Consider the following 16,460-nt stretch of genomic DNA (forward strand, 5'->3'; position numbering starts at 1 on the left):
TGTCAGTCGCTGGCAGGCAGCGGCTTGGCTTCCTTCAGATTCAGTGCGGTCGTACCGATGCTGAGCGTGCCTGCGCCCGCCTTGGTCACGAGCACCTCGGCGCCGTTCTCGTCGACATAACGCTTGCCCATCACGTTGCCCTCAGAGAACGCCGGATCGATCGTGGCGTCCGCGGACTTTTCGGCGTCCAGCGGCACCATCGGTACCCCGCCTGCCCGCAGGTCGTCGAGGCTGTCGGCGCTGCGCACGACGATCACCTGGGTATCGCAGACCTGGCTCTGTAGCCGGGTGCCGTTCTTGATCATGTTCGACTCCTTTGGAATTCGTCGACCAGTTCGCGGCGCAGCACCTTGCCGGTCGCGTTCGTCGGCAGCTCGTCACGGAACACCACGCGATCGGGCGTGCGTGACCCGCGCAGATGGGCCCGCACGTGCGCACGCAGCTCATCGGGATCGGGCTCTGCACCGTCGGTGGGCACCACCACCGCGACGATGATCTGCCCCCATTCGGGGTCCTCCGGGCCGACGACCGCACAATCGCGTACGGAGGGATGCTCGACCAGCACGTCCTCGATCTCGGCAGGGGCGATGTTCTCGCCGCCGCGGATGATGGTGTCGTCGGAGCGGCCGCCAATGAACAGGTAGCCGCCCTCGTCAAGCATCGCAATGTCTTTGGTGGGGAACCAGCCATCCGCGTCGAGCACCGAGCCGATGTCGGTGTAACGACCCGAAACCTGTTCGCCACGTACGAACAGCTCACCGGTCTGGCCAGGCCCGAGCACGGTGCCGTCCTCGGCGCGGACCTGCACTTCGATGCTCGGCACCGGCTGCCCGACGGACCCCAGTCGCCGGGCGACGGCTTCGTCGTCGGCTGCCAACGCCGCTCGGTGGTCGTCGGGCGTGAGCACCGCGATCGTCGAGCTGGTCTCGGTGAGGCCGTATGCGTTGACGAAGCCGACTTCGGGCAACAAGCCAAGAGCCTTGCGCACCAACGGAAGAGCGACTTTTGAACCGCCATACGCCAAGTTACGCAGGGTGGGCAGTTCGGTGGGCTGGGTCTGCAACGCGGATACGATGCGGTCCAGCATGGTCGGCACCACCGTGGCTGAGGTGACGCCTTCGTCGCGGACCAGACGAACCCACTCGGAAGCGTCGAACTGCGGCAGGTACACCATCTTTCGACCGGCGTACAGGTTCGACAGTGCGGCGCTGACCCCGGCGATGTGGTACGGCGGCACGCAGATCAGTGCGGCGTCGCCGGGTTCGGCCGAGCCGAATTCGACAGTCCCCGTGATGTAGCTGGTCAGGTTGTTGTGGGTCAGCTCAACGGCTTTGGGGCGCGATGTGGTGCCCGACGTGAACAACACCACGCCGACGGCATCGGGATCGGCGAACTCCGCGGCGGGCTCCGCCGTGCTCGCGGCCGCAATGAATTCGTCCGACGTGATCACCTGCTTGCCCGAGCCATCGACCACAGCGCGATATTCGGCGTCGGCGATCACCAGCGGGGTGGGCAAGCGGTCGATCAATTGCCGCAGGCCGTCCTCGCTGAGCCGGTAGTTCAGCGGCGTGAACGCCACCGCCGCGCGGGCGGACGAGAACAGCAGCAGCGGCAGCATCGCGCCGCCGGTCCCGACGTACGCAACATGCTGCGCACCGCATGCCGCGATGACGCCCGCCCCGCCGTCGGCGAGTTCGCTCAGTTGGGTTGTGGTGAGCCGGATCTCGCCGGACACCACCGCAGTGCGGTCCGGATTCGACGACGCCGCCATTTCCAGCAGCAACGAGACACTCATGGTTTGTCGACGAAGATATCAAGGATGGGATCGTCACCACCGCCGTAGCTGGAAAGGTCGGTGACACCGGCCTCGGTCAGCACGGCCGAGTCGATGAAGCATTTGCCGTTCACCGAGGCGGGAGGGCGGGACAGGATCTCGACCGCAGCGTCGGCCATGATGTCGGGGCTGCGCGAGGAGGACATCAGGGTGCCGTCGGCCAGGTTGGCCACCGCCGACGTCGCGATGTACGTCTCCGGCCACAGGCAGGAGAACCCGATGCCCGCACCGGAATACTCTTCGGCCCAGCCCAACGACAGCAGCGTCATGCCGTACTTCGACAGCGTGTACGCCGGATGGGCGCCCAGCCAGCGCGGGTTCATGTTCAGCGGCGGCGCCAGGGTGATCACATGAGCATTGGCCGACTTCTGGAGGAACGGCAGCGCCGTCTTCGTCAACAGGAACGTGCCCCGGACGTTGATGTCCATCATCAGATCGAACTTCTTGGCGGACAGTTCCACTGTCGGTTCGGTCGCGATCGCGCTGGCGTTGTTGATCACGACATCGACGCCGCCGGAGTGCTCGACCGCGGTGTCGATTGCGCGCTGCACGTCCTGTGCCTCACGCACGTCACCGACGACGGCCACGCCCTTGCCGCCCGCGGCCTCGACGTCGGCGACGGCGGTGTGGACGGTGCCCGGCAGCTTGGGGTGCGGTTCGGCGGTCTTGGCCAACAAGACGACATTGGCGCCCCGCTTGGCGGCACCCAGCGCGATCGCCAACCCGATGCCGCGACTGCCGCCCGAGACGACGAGCGTGCGGTCAGTGAACGTGGACATCGGCCTCCTCGGCGAGAGCTACCCGGATGCTACCCGATTGAAATTGGCATTCTCATTCTAGGGGAGTCTCATAATCGCTGTGTACCGGCCTATCCATCGCCGAGGAGTCTATCCGGCACGTCCGACTCGGTGCATGTTTCCGCGGAGCGGTATTGGCATTCTCATTTTCTGCAAGTACGTTATCCAGTGATGAGCGACCATGACGTTCCCAGGGTGGAGACCCCCTCCGGAATCCCCCTCGAGCCGGTCTACGGACCGGGTGATCGGGCCGGCGATCCGCCTGCGCCGGGCACCTACCCGTTCACCCGCGGCAACTTCGCCAGCGGGTACCGAGGGAAGACGTGGACGTTCCGCCAGTACTCGGGCTTCGGCACCGCCGAGGAGTCCAACCGCCGCTACCGCTACCTGCTGGACCAGGGCGGAACCGGCCTCTCCGTGGCGCTCGATCTGCCCACCCAGTGCGGGTACGACTCCGACGATCCCGAGTACGGCGAGGAAGTGGGCAGGGTTGGCGTTGCGGTCGACACGCTGGCCGACGCCGAGATCCTGTTCGACGGCATCCCGCTGGACACGATCAGCACCAGCTTCACGATCAACGGCACGGCCGCGATTCTGCTGGCGTTCTACGTGGCCGCCGCGGAGAAGAAGGGGGTACCGCGGTCCAAGCTCACCGGCACCATTCAGAACGACATCCTCAAGGAGTACGCCTCGCGCGGCACCTGGATCTGGCCGCCGGAGCCGTCGCTGCGGCTGATCGCGGACACCATCGAGTTCTGCGCGGCTGAGGTGCCGAAGTTCAACGCGATCTCGGTGGCCGGTGCGCACTTTCGCGACGCGGGCGCCAACGCTGTTCAGGAGATGGCGTTCACGCTCGCCGATGGTGTCACGTACTGCGACACCGTGGTCGAGCGCGGCCGGATGACCATCGACCAGTTCGCCCCCCAGATTTCGTTCTTCTTCTATACGCACGGGGATTTCTTCGAGGAGATCGCCAAGTATCGGGCGGGCCGCAGGCGATGGGCGACCATCGTTCGCGAACGGTATGGCGCCACCACGGACAAGGCGTCGATGTTCCGGTTCGGCTGTGTGGCGGGCGGCGCGTCGCTGTATGCGCCCCAGGCTCAGAACAATCTGGTGCGGGTGGCATACGAGGCGATGGCGGCGGTTCTCGGTGGCGTGCAATCGATGTTCACCGCGGCGTGGGACGAACCGTTCGCGCTGCCCAGCGAGGAGTCGGCGACGCTCGCCTTGCGCACGCAGCAGATCCTGGCCTACGAAACTGGGGTCGCGAAGGTGGCCGACCCGCTCGGCGGCTCGTACTTCGTCGAGGCGCTCACCGACGCCACCGAGGAGAAGATCATCGAGATCATGCACGACCTCGAAACCCACGGCGGCATGGTGCGCGCCATCGAGGACGGCTATCTGCAGGGGTTGATCGCCGACGAGGCGTTCAAGATTCACCAGGAGGTCGAATCCGGCGAGCGCCCGGTCGTCGGCGTGAACAAGTTCGTCTCCGACGAGCCGCCCCCCGAAATCGCAACGTACGAACTGGATGCCGAAGGCCGCGACCTCCAGCTGAAGCGGCTGTCCAAGGTCAAGGCGGAGCGGGATTCCGAGGAAGTGGCGGCCAGCCTGGCGGCGCTGTCGCGTGCGGCGGAAGGCGATGACAACTTGATGCACAAGCTGATCGACTGCGCAGGAGCGTATTGCACTGTCGGCGAGATGGTCTCCTCGCTCAAAGCGGTGTGGGGCGAGTTCCAGCAACCGGTGGTGTTCTAGTGGCTGAATTCGCTCCCGCGCCAGCCCGCCCGGCCCGTGTACTCGTTGCCAAGCCCGGTTTGGACGGCCATGACCGCGGCGCGAAGATCGTTGCCCGAACATTGCGCGACGCGGGCTTCGAGGTGATCTACACCGGGATCCGGCAGCGCATCGAGGACATCGTATTGATCGCGCTGCAGGAAGACGTTGCCCTGGTGGGCCTTTCGATCCTGTCCGGCGCGCACGTCGCGCTCACGACGCGCACCGTCGAGGCATTACGGGCGGCCGAAGCCGGTGATATCGCCGTCGTCGTGGGTGGCACCATTCCGCAGGGCGACGTCCAGAAATTGTTGGATGTCGGTGCTGCGGCGGTGTTTCCGACCGGAACACCGCTGGACGTGTTGGTCGAAGAGGTGCGCAAGCTGACGGCCGAAAGGGTGACCGACTGATGCGTCTTGGCGTGATGATCGGGGCCGAGCGCGGCGATATGGCCCGCAAGGTCTCCAAGTTGCTCGACGATATCGAGTGGGCCGAAGCCGCAGGCCTTGACACCGCGTGGATGCCTCAGGTGCCCAACGACTTCGACTGTCTGACCATGGTGTCGCTGATGGGTGCACGCACGTCCCGGATCGAACTGGGCACCGCTGTCGTGCCACTTCAGGCGCAACATCCGATCGCGTTGGCCCGCCAAGCGCTGTCCGTGCACGCCGGAACGGGGGGACGACTCGCGCTCGGTGTGGGTCCGTCGCACCACTGGATCGTCCGCGACATGCTCGGCATCTCCTACGAGAAGCCGGCGGCCTACACGCGCGACTATCTCGAGGTGCTCAACAAGGCGGTGGCGGGTCCCGGCGATGTCGACGTGGAAAACGACACGTTCACCGTCCACAACCCGACGGTGTTGGGCGCGCAGACACCGATGCCGGTGCTGGTTGCCGCGCTCGGCCCGGTGATGCTGCAGATCGCGGGTGAACTCGCCGATGGCACGGTGTTGTGGATGGCCGACGAGCGCGCGATCGGCGAGCACATCGCACCGCGGATCACCAAGGCCGCGGACAACGCGGGTCGTCCGGCGCCACGGATCGTCGCGGGCATCCCGGTGTGCCTGTGCGCGAACTCCGAAATCGACGCGGCCAAGGAGCGTGCCAATCGCATTCTCGCCGAGGCCGAGACGTCGCCGAACTATCAGAAGCTGCTCGATCGTGGCAACGCCCGCGACGTCGGCGACCTGACCGCCGCCGGCGACGAGGAGGCGATCCTCGCGCGATTCCGCAGCTTCGCCGACGCCGGTGTCACCGATCTCTCGGTTCGACTGTTGCCGATCGGTGAAAACCGCGACGAGCTGGTCGCGTCGAAATACCGTACCCGCGAGGTGATTTCAGACCTCGCGGCCGCAGTGCGATGACTTCCGGCCCGCTTTCTGGCATCCGCATCCTCGAGGTCGGCGTGATGTTGGCCGGACCGTACGCGACGATGCTGTTGGCCGACCTCGGGGCCGAGGTCATCAAGATCGAGCCGCCGGGCGGGGAGATCTCCCGGCAGGTAAGCGACAGCTACTTCGCCAGTCTGAACCGCAACAAGCAGAGTGTGTGCCTGGACCTGCGGTCGGAGGAAGGGCGGGAGCACCTCGGCGAACTCGTCGCGGATTCGCAGGCGCTGCTGGTGAATATGAAGCCGTCGGCGATCAAGCGGTTGGGCCTCACCTACGACGCGTTGCGCGTGTTCAACGACCGAATCGTCTGCGTGGCGGTCACCGGGTTCGGATTGAACGGCGGTGACGATCCGGCATTCGACTATGTCATCCAGGCTGCGACGGGTGTCGCAGCAATGACAGGCGACCCGGACGGCCCGCCGACGTTGCCGGGCTACTCGTCGGCCGACAACTCGACTGCCCTTGCCGCCGCGTTGGGATTGCTCGCGCAGATCGTGTCGGGGCGCGGCGGGCAGGTGGACGTATCGCTGCGCGATGTGATGCTTTCGCAATTGAACTATCGGGCGTCGGCTTATCTGAACGACGGCGCGGCACCACAGCGGTACCCGCACGGTGCGCATTCGTACTACGTTCCCGCGCAGCTCTTTCCGACGGCGGACGGGTATCTCGCGCTGTTCATCACCCATGATGCATTCTGGAAAGCCTTCGCCGTCGAAGCGAAGATCGACGGCTTCCCGACTATGGCCGAGCGCGCGGCGAAGCGTGCCGAAGTGCTCGAGGTCGTCACCGCGGCGCTCGCGACCGACACCGCGGCGAGTTGGCAAACACGGTTGCAGCCCTTGGGTATCCCCGTGGCCGCGGTGCGGACGCTGCCAGAGGCGCTGGACGCAACGCCGGAGGCACTAGTCACGGCGGGTCAATTCCGGCTGATCGGCAGCCCGATCCGCATCCTTGGGTATGAGCCCGAGTATCGGCCTGCGCCGCGACTCGACGAGCACGGCGCTCAGTCGGCTCAATCGGCTCAATCGGCTCAGTCGGCTCAGTCGTCGTAGGTGACGCTTATCGACGCGGTGTCCGGCACCGCCTGGCAGGTCAGCACGTATCCGTCGTCGATCTCGTCCTGCTCGAGGGCGTCGTTGACGCGCATCGTGGCGCTGCCCTCCGTGAGCTTGCCCATGCAGGTGCCGCAGTTGCCCGCCTCGCAGGAGAACGGCGGCGACAGGCCGGCGCGCCGGGCGCTCTCCAGAAGCGTTTCGTTCGCCGCCCGCCGCACCGACACCTTCTTACGATCGAGCACGATCGTCACCTGGCCACCCTCATCGGGCGGTGAGGGCGGCACCGGTTCTGCCGTCATCAAGCCCCTCCTGGCATATGGGTTCTGAAAATCCGAGAATACCATTCTCGATAAGTGATACGCTATTCTCGGCGGTACACCCATTCCCGGTTAGGACAGCGTGTGAGTGAAGCGACCGCGCTCGCATTCGAGCAGCGTGAGTACACGCTGCCCCAACTCGACACGCTCGCCAACGGGATGGCCACCGAACTGGGAAAGCGTGGCGTGCGGGCGGGGGACCGGGTCGCGGTGATGTCGTCGAATCGGCCGGAGTTCGTGATCGCTGTGTGGGCGATCTGGCGGCTGGGTGCGGCGGCGGTGCTGTTGAGCCCGGCATGGAAGCAACTCGAGGTCGACAATGCGCTGGCGCTGACCGGGCCGTCGCATGCGGTCGGCGATCATCCGGTGCTCGCCGAGGCGATGCCGATGCTGTCCCTGGACGAGGCGATCGCCCGCGGGCACCGGACGTTCGAAACGCCAGATCCGTCGAGTGATGCTCTTCTTGTGTTCAGTTCGGGGACGACGGGGATGCCCAAGCCGGTGCGGCACACCCACGCGTCGTTCGCCGTCGCCGTGCGGCACTGGCGTGACGCGCTGCACCTGACATCGGCCGACCGCATGCAGATCATGACGCCGCCCTCACACATCCTCGGCTTGCTGAACATCATGATGGCGCTGGACAGCGGCGTCTGGCTACGACTGCACCGCCGCTTCGACATCGACCTGATGCTGCACCACATCGAGAAGGATCGGCTGACGATCGAGATGGCCGTTGCGCCAATTGCTTTGGCGCTGACCGCGCACCCGCGCCTCGAAGGCCATGACCTGTCGTCGCTGCGATACATCATGTGGTGCGCGACACCGGTAACGCAGAGCGTCGCCGAGACGATCACCGCCAGAACAGGCGTCAACTGGGTGACCGCCTACGGCACCAGCGAATTGCCGGTCATCGCGTGCAACGAGATCGACGGCGCGCGACTGGACACCGTGGGCAGGCCGGTTTCCGGTGTGCGTGTGCGGATCGTGTCCCTCGAGGACGGGTCACCGCTGTCGAGTGGCACAGTCGGTGAGATTCAAGCGCGCTCGCAATCCGTGATGGCCGGTTATCTGCCTGACGACGTCACGGCACAGGCTTTCTCGGATGGTTGGTACCGCACTGGCGATGTGGGCTACCTGGACGAAGGCGGTCGGCTGCACATCACCGATCGCGCCAAGGAGATGATCAAGGTGCGGGGGTTCCAGGTGGCGCCCGCCGAGATCGAGGCGATCTTGCACGGGCACGGGGCCGTCGACGACTGCGCGGTGTTCGGCGTACCCGACCCGGCCAACGGCGAAGCCATCGTTGCGGCGGTCAAGACACACAGTCCAGTTGAGGCGGACTTGCTGATCGAACTCGTGGCCGAGAAGCTGGCGTCCTACAAGCGGCCGAGCCACGTGGTGTTCGTCGAGGAAATTCCGCGCCTGCCATCGGGAAAGGTGTTGCGTCGAGTGTTGAAGGAGCGGCTGTGGACGTCCGTCTGACTGCTGAACAGCAGCAGCTGAGGGAGGCGGCCGCCAAGCTGGCCGACGATCTGGGGCCGGGATCCGTTGCCGATCTCGGTGATTCGAGCCGGATCGCCCGGCTGGAGAAGGCCGTCGGGGGCGCCGGGTTTCGGACACTGCGATCCGACGGCGCCTCAGGGGTGGAAGTGGCCATCGTCGCCGAGGAATTCGCGCGGGGTCTGGTCGACGTGCCTTTCCTGGGTCCGGTGCTCACCGACGAGCTGCGGCGGCTTGGTGTCGAGCCGTCGATACCGCCGGCTGCCCCGGACTCGGTCGATCTGACCGGAAGCCTGGTGGGAGCGGCCGAGTCGCCTGCTGAGTTGAGCGCGCTGCCGGAGGGGGACGCCGGGCGATGGCGTGCTCTTGCGCTGGCCGTCACCTGTGCCGAGTTGGTGGGCGCCGCGCGCGGTGCGCATGGCTTGGCAGTGGACTATGCGAAGGTGCGCGAACAGTACGGTGCGACCATCGGGTCCTACCAGGCCGTCGGCCATCTCCTGGCCGAGAGCCTGGCCCTCATCGAGGGGTCGATCAGCGTGCTGCGCCACGCGGCGTGGGGGGTCGACGAACTGCCCGCGGCTGAGGCGATCGAGGCGGCGAAGGTCGCGAAGATCTATTGCGCGCGTGCGGCGTTGACCGTATGTGAGACATCGATTCAGGTGCACGGCGGCATCGGCAACACCTGGGAATGCCTCGCGCATGTGTACCTGCGCCGGGTCCTGGCCGCGACCGAACTGTGGCCGGTGAAGCTGGAGGAGTTGACCATTGGACTTTCGTGACTCACCGCAGGAAGCCGCGTTCCGCGACCGGTTGCGCGGCTGGCTGACCGAGCAGAAGGGCAAGTTCCCGACGTCGGGCGACGAGTACTGGGCCAAGCAGGGCGACTGGCACCGCGCGCTCTACGAGGCGGGGTTCTTCGGCACGTCGTGGCCGAAAGAGTATGGCGGCCAAGACCTGCCACCGGTTTACGACGTGATCGTCGACGAGGAGATCGCGAAGGCCGGTGCGCCCGCCCGGCCCAGTCTCGGCTACCTCGTCGTGGGCCTCGGGCAGCACGGCAGCAAGGAACTTCAGGACAGATTCCTGCCGGGCATGATCAACGGCACCGAGCGCTGGTGCCAGGGCTTCAGTGAGCCGGGCGCGGGTTCTGACCTCGCATCACTGACCACCACGGCCACCCGTGACCGAGATTCTGATGAGTACGTGATCCACGGGCACAAGATCTGGACCAGCTACTCGGACGTGGCTGACTGGTGTCTGCTGTTGGCGCGCACCGACAAGGATGTGCCGAAACATCGAGGCATCTCGGCGTTCATCGTTTCCATGCACCAGCCAGGCATCGAGCAGCGTTCGCTGAAGATGATCAGCGGTGTGACGAAGGAATTCGGGCAGGTGCTGTTCGATGGCGCGCGTGTGCCGGCAGCCAACATGGTCGGTGCGCCGGGTGAGGGCTGGAGGCTGGCGATGACCGTCGTCAGCCACGAGCGAGAACCGTCGACACTGGGCTTCTCGGCGCGCTATGGAAAGTTGGTGCGGCAGTTGGCGTCCCGCGTCGACGGTGGTGTCCCGGAGGAGCTGTCGTGGGCGTGGGTGCAGACGGAGATGCTGAGGCTGCATGTGCGCAGGAGGCTCTCCGAGCAACTCGACGGCATCACGCACGGGCCGCAGGGGTCACTCGACAAGCTGCTGATGACGTGGGTCGAGCAATCAGTCGGACACGCCGCGCTGAAAACCGTTGGCACCAGCGACCAGGAGTTGTTCGGCGCTTACATGTACAGCCGCGCGCAGAGCGTGATGGGCGGCACCAGTCAGATCCAGAAGAACATCATCGCTTCGCGCATTCTCGGGTTGGGAGTCTAAATGTATGACATGCCAGCGGAAATCGACGTCAAGGCCGACGGCCCCCTACGCGTCATCACGCTCAACCGACCCGATGCGCTCAATGCGGTCAACGATGCGCTGCACGTCGGGCTCGCCAAGCTCTGGGATGCGCTCAACGAGGACGCCGACGCGCGCGCGGCGGTGATCACCGGCGCGGGGCGGGCGTTCTCGGCGGGCGGCGACTTCAACTATCTCGATGAGCTCCGCGGTAACGAAGCGTTGCGGCAGAAGACGATCAAACACGGGCGAGACATCGTCATCGGTATGGTGCGATGCCGCATTCCGGTGATCGCCGCGGTGAACGGCCCAGCCGTGGGTCTCGGTTGCAGCCTGGCTGCATTGTCCGACGTCGTCTATGTCGCCGAGACGGCGCACTTCTCCGATCCACATGTGCAGATCGGCTTGGTGGCGGCCGACGGGGGTCCGTTGGTGTGGGGCTCGCAGATCAGCCTGCTGCAGGCCAAGGAGTTCGCGTTGACCGGTGTGCGCATCAAGGCGCAGCGGGCGGTCGAGCTAGGGCTGGCCAATCATGTGGTCGAGGATCCGCTGGCCGAGGCGATCGCATGCGCGAAGAAGATCCTGGAATTGCCGCAGCAGGCGGTCGAGGCGACCAAGCGGTTGATGAATCTGCAGCTGGAGAAGTCGGTGATGGCGTCGCTGGACTATGCCAACCTCGCCGAATACGTATCCTTCGGCACCGCCGACTTCAACAAGATCGTCGACGGCCTCGTGGAAAAGGGCGCCAAGAAGTAGCGCACCACCTTCCGCGAACGTGCGTGTCTGCCCGCCGACACGCCGCGTGATGCGTACATTCGCGCACGCTCGCGCTTAGGTGACGGTGCTCCTTCTGACGCGCTCTCTCATCGACGCGATCACTCCGCCGTCGTTGAGGATGTCGGTGCCGGTGAGGTAGCCGGCTCTGGCGCTGGCGCAGAAGGCCAGCAGTTCTGCCATCTCCTCCGCCGTGCCCCACCGCGGGACCGCGGCGTCGGCGACCATCGCGCCGGCGCCTGCCTGTTCCTCGAGCCTGCCCATTTCGGTGTCGATGGATCCCGGCGAAACCGAGACGATGCGCAGGCCCCTGCCGTTGAATCTCTCGGCCTGCGATGTGCTGTACCACCTGACGAAGCTCTTGCTCACCGCGTAGGCGATCCCGGAGCGCGCCTCCTCGGGTACGACGTCGTAGACCGACGCCATCTGCTTCATGAAGGCGTCTTCGTCGTGCAGGGCGAGCGAAAAGTGCGCTGTCGGGATCATCTCTTCCGGCAGCATGTGGGCCGCCATAGACGCGACGTTGACGATCGCTGAGCCCTCGCCGCCGGTGGCGAAGAAGGATTCGTTGACGTTCACCGTGCCGATCGCGTTGGTCCTCATGACGAAATCGGCGTCGCCCATGCTGGGGCTCACCCCAGCGGTGTGAATGACCGAAGCCACTTCCCCGAAACCGGTTGCTGTCTCGAACAGTTCGGTGACCGCCCCTCGGTCGGTGACGTCGCAGTTGACGACAGCGGGCTGCATGCCGAGACCCGTCAGCGTCGCGGCCGCATCGTCAAGCCTATCCTGCCGGACGTCGCAGAGGACCACGGTGTGGTCTCGGCCGACGTTCTTGGCGGTGGCCAGACCCATTCCACCCGCGCCGCCGGTGATCACCGCCGCCCGCTTCATTTCGTATGCCCTTTCCGTCAACCGACGAATTCTTCCGAGCGCTGCACGGTGCCGGTGATGCCGCTGGCATCCTGTTGCGCCAACAACACCGCCGCATTCGCCATCGCCTCCGGCGGCTCGACCATCTCTGCCGGAATCTCCACGCCGCCGCCACCGGCTTGCCAGCCCTCGGTGAGCACCACCCGCGACGGGCTCAGGCAGTTCACCGCGATGTTGTCGGCCTCGAGCTCTGCGGCCAGACCGAGATACAACCGCTCGACGCCGGCTTTGGACACCCAGTAGGCGTTCGAGCCGCGTTCGATCATGCCGACGCCGGTCGTCGTGATCGCGATCAGCGACCCGCCGCCGCGGGCCTTGACGTACGGGACGGCGGCCTTCGTCACCAGGAACACCCCGGTCAAGTTGACGTTCAGGCACAGTTGCCAGCGCTTCAACGGCGTGGATTCGATCGGACCCAACCACAGCACGCCTGCGTTGGCGACCAGGATGTCGATCCCGCCAAGCTCCGAAACGGTCTGTGCTACCGCGGTTTCAACGGACTCCTCGCTGGTGACGTCGCAATGCACAGGCAACGCGCGGCCGCCCGCCGAGGTGATCCTGTCGGCGACGGCGTGGATCGTGCCTGGCACCTTGCCTTCTCGTTCAGAGCGCGCCGCCACCGCCACCGCCGCGCCCTCGCGCGCAAGTGCTTCTGCGACGGTCGCCCCGATGCCCCTGCTGGCACCGGCGACGAAGGCCACCTTGCCGTCGAGTGTCATTTCGGCGGGAACCGCAGCGCCCCATCCAGGCGAATGATTTCGCCGTTGAGATAGTCGTTTTCGATGATGCTCTGCGCCAACTGCGCGTACTCCGTTGACCGGCCCATGCGCTTGGGGAAGGGGATCTGCTGGCCCCAGTATTGCTCGAGCTGGTCAGCCGCCTTCCCGTACGCCGGGGTGTTGATGGTGCCCGGCGCGATCGTGACGACGCGAATCCCCAACGGGGACAGGTCACGTGCGGCGACAAGCGTCATCCCGAGCACACCGCCCTTGGCCGCCGAGTAGGGGAGTTGCCCGATCTGACCCTCGTATCCTGCGATCGACGCTGTATTGACGATGACGCCGCAGCCGCCCTCCTCCAGCGGTTCGGACTTTGCGATCTCGGCGGCCGATAACCGCATCACGTTGAACACCGCCGTGAGATAGAACTCGATCGTCTTCTTGAAGCCGTCGAGATCGAGCGGAGAACCGTCCTTGCCGATCAACCGGCCGCCGCTCGCGGGTCCGCCGTGGGTGTCGACGGAGATGCGCAGCGGAGCCAGCGACGACGCCTCCGCGATCGCCGCGTTGACCGACTCTTCCGACGTGGCGTCGGTCCGGACGTAGCGCACGCCCAGCTCGCTCTCGAGTTCTTTGCCCTTGTCGTCGGCGAGGTCGGCGACGACCACTTTGGCACCGGCCGCATGCAGGCGCCGCACGGTTGCCTCACCGAGGCCGCCCGCCCCACCCACAACGATCGACGAGCTACCTGCGATTTGCATGTGGTTCCCCTTCTTGCAACTGGCACTCTCGGACTGAGAGAATAGCATTCTCATCAGAACGGAGAGTTCCCATGCCAGAAGCCGTCATTGTGTCCGCACTGCGCACGCCGATCGGCACCGCGATGAAGGGCACACTGCGCGACACCGACGCCTACCAGCTTGCAGAGCACGTCGTCGGCGCGGCGGTGTCCGAGGTCGGGGGCGCCCCGATCGACGACGTCGTCCTGGGGGAGGGCCTCTACGGCGGCGGCGTCGTCGCTCGCCACGCAGCGATCACGGCCGGACTCCCGTCGGTGCCGGGCCTGGCCGTCAACCGGCACTGTGCCGCCGGCCAGGCCGCCGTGCAGAGCGCCGCGGCGAGCATCCGAGCAGGCATGGATCGCCTGATCCTGGCCGGAGGCGTGAACTCTGCGTCGACGTCGCCGCGATTCAAACGACGTGAGGGCGATGAGACGGTGGACTGGTTCCCACCCACGCATCCCAACCGGCCCGACGCGCCGAACATGGACATGTCGATCACGGTCGGCTGGAACGCCGCGGTGAAGGCGGGGGTCTCGCGCGAGGAGATGGACGAGTGGGCGCTCGGCTCGCATCGCAAGGCGATCCAGGCCATCGATGAAGGACGGTTCAAGCACGAGATCGTGTCGATCGAAACGCGGCACGGCCTGTTCGAGGTCGACGAGCATCCGCGGCGCGACACCAGCATCGAAAAACTGGCCGCGCTCAAGCCGCTGCATCCCGAGATCGAAGGGTTCTCCATCACCGCGGGCAATGCATGCGGCGGTAATGACGGCGCCGCGATTCTTGGTATCGCGAGTGATCGGCTCGGGTTGCCGGCGTTGGCCACGATCCGGTCATGGGCGTCCGTCGGCGTCGATCCGGCGTCGACAGGGCTTGCGCCTGTCGAGGTGATCCCGAAAGCACTTGACCGAGCCCGCCTTTCCCTCGCCGACGTCGACCTGTTCGAGATCAACGAGGCGTTCGCGTCCATGTGCGTGGCCACCATCAAGCTGTTGGACCTCGACCCCGGCAAGGTCAACCCCAGCGGCAGCGGCTGTTCGCTCGGCCATCCTGTCGCGGCGACCGGTGCCAGGATGCTCGTCACGCTCGTGCACGAACTGCGCAGGCGGGGCGGTGGGATCGGGGTCGCGGCGATGTGCGCCGGTGGCGGGATGGGCAGCGCGACAGTGATCGAGGTTCCGGCTCCTTAGACTGAGATCGATGACCATCGACGAGCTCATCGCTGCGGCGCGCAACGGGTCGACCCGAGCGGCCGGGCGACTGCTGAGCCTTGTGGAAAGTGAGCGCCGCACCGAGGTTCTCGACGCTCTCGGACCGACTGCGACGCCCCGCATCGTCGGTGTGACGGGGCCGCCGGGCGCGGGTAAGTCGACGACCGTCGGGGCTTTGGTCGGTGCCTACCGCGAGCGCGACATGCGGGTGGCCGTGCTTGCCGTCGACCCGTCCTCTCCCTACAGCGGGGGTGCGCTGCTCGGCGACCGGATCCGAATGACCGCGCACATCAACGACTCCGACGTACTGATCCGCTCGGTGGCCACCCGCGGACATCTGGGCGGCTTGGCCGCGGCCGTGCCCGCCGCTATCAGGCTGCTTGCCGCGCTGTCGTTCGACCTGATCGTGCTGGAGACCGTCGGGGTCGGACAGTCGGAAATCGAGATCGCCGCCATCGCCGACCCGACCATCGTCATTCTCAATCCCGGTGCCGGCGACGCGGTTCAGGCCGCGAAGGCGGGCCTGCTCGAGGTGGCCGACATCGTCGTGGTGAACAAGGCCGACCGCGACGGCGCCGACCAGACAGTGCGCGATCTGCGCGCCGAGACGATGGCACCGATACTCAAACTCGTTGCCGCCCAGAGCCTCGGCATCGCGGAACTGGTCGACTCAATCGAGGAACACCACCGCGCTGACAGTGTGGAACGGCGAACCGCGCGCGCCAGGGCGCAGATCCTGTCGTTGGCGCAAACACTGTTGCGCAATCATCCGGATGTGGATCGATTGGCCAAACTTGTCGCCGAGGGTGGCGATGATCCCTACACCGCTGCCGAGCAACTCATCAATCCGACGCGGGTAGGTTGATCATCCGGCGTGTCATCTCTTTGAGTTGGGCGCGCAGTGTTTTGCCGTCGACGTCGGCAAGCAGGGGGTGCATCACGGCGACGCTGATGGCGCTCGACAGCATCGCTGCGTGCAATCGCGCTTCCACCCCTACCTCCGTGCCGAGCAGCGCCGCATAGAGGCGTTCGATGAACCGCTGAAATGGCTCGTACTCCGCCTGCAGCCGAATGATGACCGGATCGAACAGTGGAACGCTGAACTCGCCTCTGCGGTCGATGGCCTGCTCGATCATTCGATCGAGCAGAACCTCCCGGGCTCGAAGCGGATGACCTTCCGCCTCGGCGGCTTCGACCGCGTCTTCGAGCTTGCTCATCTCCCGCTCGGTGATCGCGATGACAATCTCTTCCTTGGTCTTGAACTGGCGGTAGACCGCCGCCTTCGTCACACCCATCTCGTCGCCGATCATCTGCAGCGATGTCCCGCTGACGCCGTGCTCGGAGATCAGTTTCAGTGCGGCGTCCAGCACACGGGTTTGCGCTGCCGTGCGCGTGATGGCGCTGAACCTGCCCTCTCGCGTTGACGTCACAGCGCCGAGGGTAGCCGAGGATTGACCGCCCGGTTGCCGATCGGCTACCGTCCAAGTT

The 16,460-nt window shown here is 65.9% G+C and carries 18 protein-coding genes; 10 read left to right on the forward strand and 8 right to left on the reverse strand.

The window, feature by feature from the left end; all coding sequences use genetic code 11:
- Positions 1–2: 2 nt before the first annotated feature.
- From ACGFK1_RS17280 to ACGFK1_RS17290, 3 genes are read right to left on the reverse strand one after another with little or no spacing between them, the layout of a single operon-like run.
- Positions 3–305, reverse strand: a complete 303-nt coding sequence (locus ACGFK1_RS17280; RefSeq protein ID WP_393431419.1) for a hypothetical protein — start codon at positions 303–305, stop codon at positions 3–5.
- A complete protein-coding gene (locus tag ACGFK1_RS17285; protein WP_393431422.1) occupies positions 302–1,795 on the reverse strand; it encodes a class I adenylate-forming enzyme family protein in 1,494 nt (497 codons plus the stop codon). The genes ACGFK1_RS17280 and ACGFK1_RS17285 overlap by 4 nt, the downstream gene beginning before the upstream one ends.
- Positions 1,792–2,613, reverse strand: a complete 822-nt coding sequence (locus ACGFK1_RS17290; protein ID WP_393431425.1) for an SDR family oxidoreductase — start codon at positions 2,611–2,613, stop codon at positions 1,792–1,794. The genes ACGFK1_RS17285 and ACGFK1_RS17290 overlap by 4 nt, the downstream gene beginning before the upstream one ends.
- A gap of 189 nt (positions 2,614–2,802) precedes the next feature.
- Here ACGFK1_RS17290 and ACGFK1_RS17295 point away from each other — a divergent pair, with 189 nt between their 5' ends.
- From ACGFK1_RS17295 to ACGFK1_RS17310, 4 genes are read left to right on the forward strand one after another with little or no spacing between them, the layout of a single operon-like run.
- Entirely contained in the window at positions 2,803–4,392 is a 1,590-nt protein-coding gene (locus ACGFK1_RS17295; RefSeq protein WP_393431428.1) for a methylmalonyl-CoA mutase family protein, read from the forward strand.
- Positions 4,392–4,820 (forward strand): cobalamin B12-binding domain-containing protein, encoded by a 429-nt coding sequence (locus ACGFK1_RS17300; RefSeq protein WP_393431431.1) that lies wholly within the window; start codon positions 4,392–4,394, stop codon positions 4,818–4,820. Before ACGFK1_RS17295 ends, ACGFK1_RS17300 begins: the two co-directional genes overlap by 1 nt.
- Positions 4,820–5,776 (forward strand): LLM class F420-dependent oxidoreductase, encoded by a 957-nt coding sequence (locus tag ACGFK1_RS17305; RefSeq protein WP_393431434.1) that lies wholly within the window; start codon positions 4,820–4,822, stop codon positions 5,774–5,776. Before ACGFK1_RS17300 ends, ACGFK1_RS17305 begins: the two co-directional genes overlap by 1 nt.
- Positions 5,773–6,855 (forward strand): CaiB/BaiF CoA transferase family protein, encoded by a 1,083-nt coding sequence (locus tag ACGFK1_RS17310; protein ID WP_393431437.1) that lies wholly within the window; start codon positions 5,773–5,775, stop codon positions 6,853–6,855. Before ACGFK1_RS17305 ends, ACGFK1_RS17310 begins: the two co-directional genes overlap by 4 nt.
- Here the strand turns inward: ACGFK1_RS17310 and ACGFK1_RS17315 are convergent.
- Positions 6,843–7,157, reverse strand: a complete 315-nt coding sequence (locus tag ACGFK1_RS17315) for a 2Fe-2S iron-sulfur cluster-binding protein (RefSeq protein WP_393431440.1) — start codon at positions 7,155–7,157, stop codon at positions 6,843–6,845. The two genes, ACGFK1_RS17310 and ACGFK1_RS17315, sit on opposite strands and share 13 nt — an antisense overlap.
- Positions 7,158–7,259: 102 nt before the next feature.
- Between ACGFK1_RS17315 and ACGFK1_RS17320 the strand changes: the two genes are divergently transcribed.
- Genes ACGFK1_RS17320 through ACGFK1_RS17335 form a run of 4 tightly spaced genes read left to right on the forward strand, consistent with a single transcriptional unit; the run spans position 7,260 to position 11,309 of the window.
- Positions 7,260–8,657, forward strand: a complete 1,398-nt coding sequence (locus ACGFK1_RS17320) for a class I adenylate-forming enzyme family protein (protein ID WP_393431443.1) — start codon at positions 7,260–7,262, stop codon at positions 8,655–8,657.
- Positions 8,642–9,454, forward strand: coding sequence for an acyl-CoA dehydrogenase family protein (locus ACGFK1_RS17325; protein ID WP_393431446.1), 813 nt, complete (start codon positions 8,642–8,644; stop codon positions 9,452–9,454). The genes ACGFK1_RS17320 and ACGFK1_RS17325 overlap by 16 nt, the downstream gene beginning before the upstream one ends.
- A complete protein-coding gene (locus ACGFK1_RS17330) occupies positions 9,441–10,535 on the forward strand; it encodes an acyl-CoA dehydrogenase family protein (RefSeq protein WP_393431449.1) in 1,095 nt (364 codons plus the stop codon). The genes ACGFK1_RS17325 and ACGFK1_RS17330 overlap by 14 nt, the downstream gene beginning before the upstream one ends.
- Positions 10,536–11,309 (forward strand): enoyl-CoA hydratase/isomerase family protein, encoded by a 774-nt coding sequence (locus ACGFK1_RS17335; RefSeq protein ID WP_393431452.1) that lies wholly within the window; start codon positions 10,536–10,538, stop codon positions 11,307–11,309.
- Positions 11,310–11,384: 75 nt separating this feature from the next.
- Here ACGFK1_RS17335 and ACGFK1_RS17340 read toward each other — a convergent pair whose 3' ends face one another.
- From ACGFK1_RS17340 to ACGFK1_RS17350, 3 genes are read right to left on the reverse strand one after another with little or no spacing between them, the layout of a single operon-like run.
- Entirely contained in the window at positions 11,385–12,221 is an 837-nt protein-coding gene (locus tag ACGFK1_RS17340) for an SDR family oxidoreductase (protein WP_393432342.1), read from the reverse strand.
- A 17-nt stretch (positions 12,222–12,238) separates the two neighbouring features.
- Positions 12,239–12,979 carry an SDR family NAD(P)-dependent oxidoreductase gene (locus ACGFK1_RS17345; protein WP_393431455.1) on the reverse strand — a complete coding sequence of 247 codons (741 nt, stop codon included), beginning with the start codon at positions 12,977–12,979 and terminating at the stop codon, positions 12,239–12,241.
- Positions 12,976–13,740 (reverse strand): SDR family NAD(P)-dependent oxidoreductase, encoded by a 765-nt coding sequence (locus ACGFK1_RS17350; protein WP_393431457.1) that lies wholly within the window; start codon positions 13,738–13,740, stop codon positions 12,976–12,978. The genes ACGFK1_RS17345 and ACGFK1_RS17350 overlap by 4 nt, the downstream gene beginning before the upstream one ends.
- 71 nt (positions 13,741–13,811) lie before the next feature.
- On the opposite strand from ACGFK1_RS17350, the gene ACGFK1_RS17355 reads away from it, so the two are divergent.
- Both ACGFK1_RS17355 and meaB read left to right on the forward strand, forming a co-directional pair.
- Positions 13,812–14,951, forward strand: a complete 1,140-nt coding sequence (locus tag ACGFK1_RS17355) for a thiolase family protein (protein WP_393431460.1) — start codon at positions 13,812–13,814, stop codon at positions 14,949–14,951.
- A 10-nt stretch (positions 14,952–14,961) separates the two neighbouring features.
- On the forward strand, positions 14,962–15,837 hold the full coding sequence (gene meaB, locus ACGFK1_RS17360; protein ID WP_393431463.1) for a methylmalonyl Co-A mutase-associated GTPase MeaB: 876 nt from the start codon (positions 14,962–14,964) through the stop codon (positions 15,835–15,837).
- On the opposite strand, the gene ACGFK1_RS17365 is transcribed toward meaB, so the two are convergent.
- Complete coding sequence (locus ACGFK1_RS17365; protein WP_393431465.1) at positions 15,815–16,402, reverse strand: TetR/AcrR family transcriptional regulator; 588 nt, start codon at positions 16,400–16,402, stop codon at positions 15,815–15,817. The genes meaB and ACGFK1_RS17365 overlap by 23 nt on opposite strands.
- Positions 16,403–16,460: the final 58 nt, after the last annotated feature.

The sequence above is a fragment of the Mycobacterium sp. NPDC048908 genome, assembly GCF_043197955.1.
Taxonomy (GTDB): Bacteria; Actinomycetota; Actinomycetes; order Mycobacteriales; family Mycobacteriaceae; genus Mycobacterium.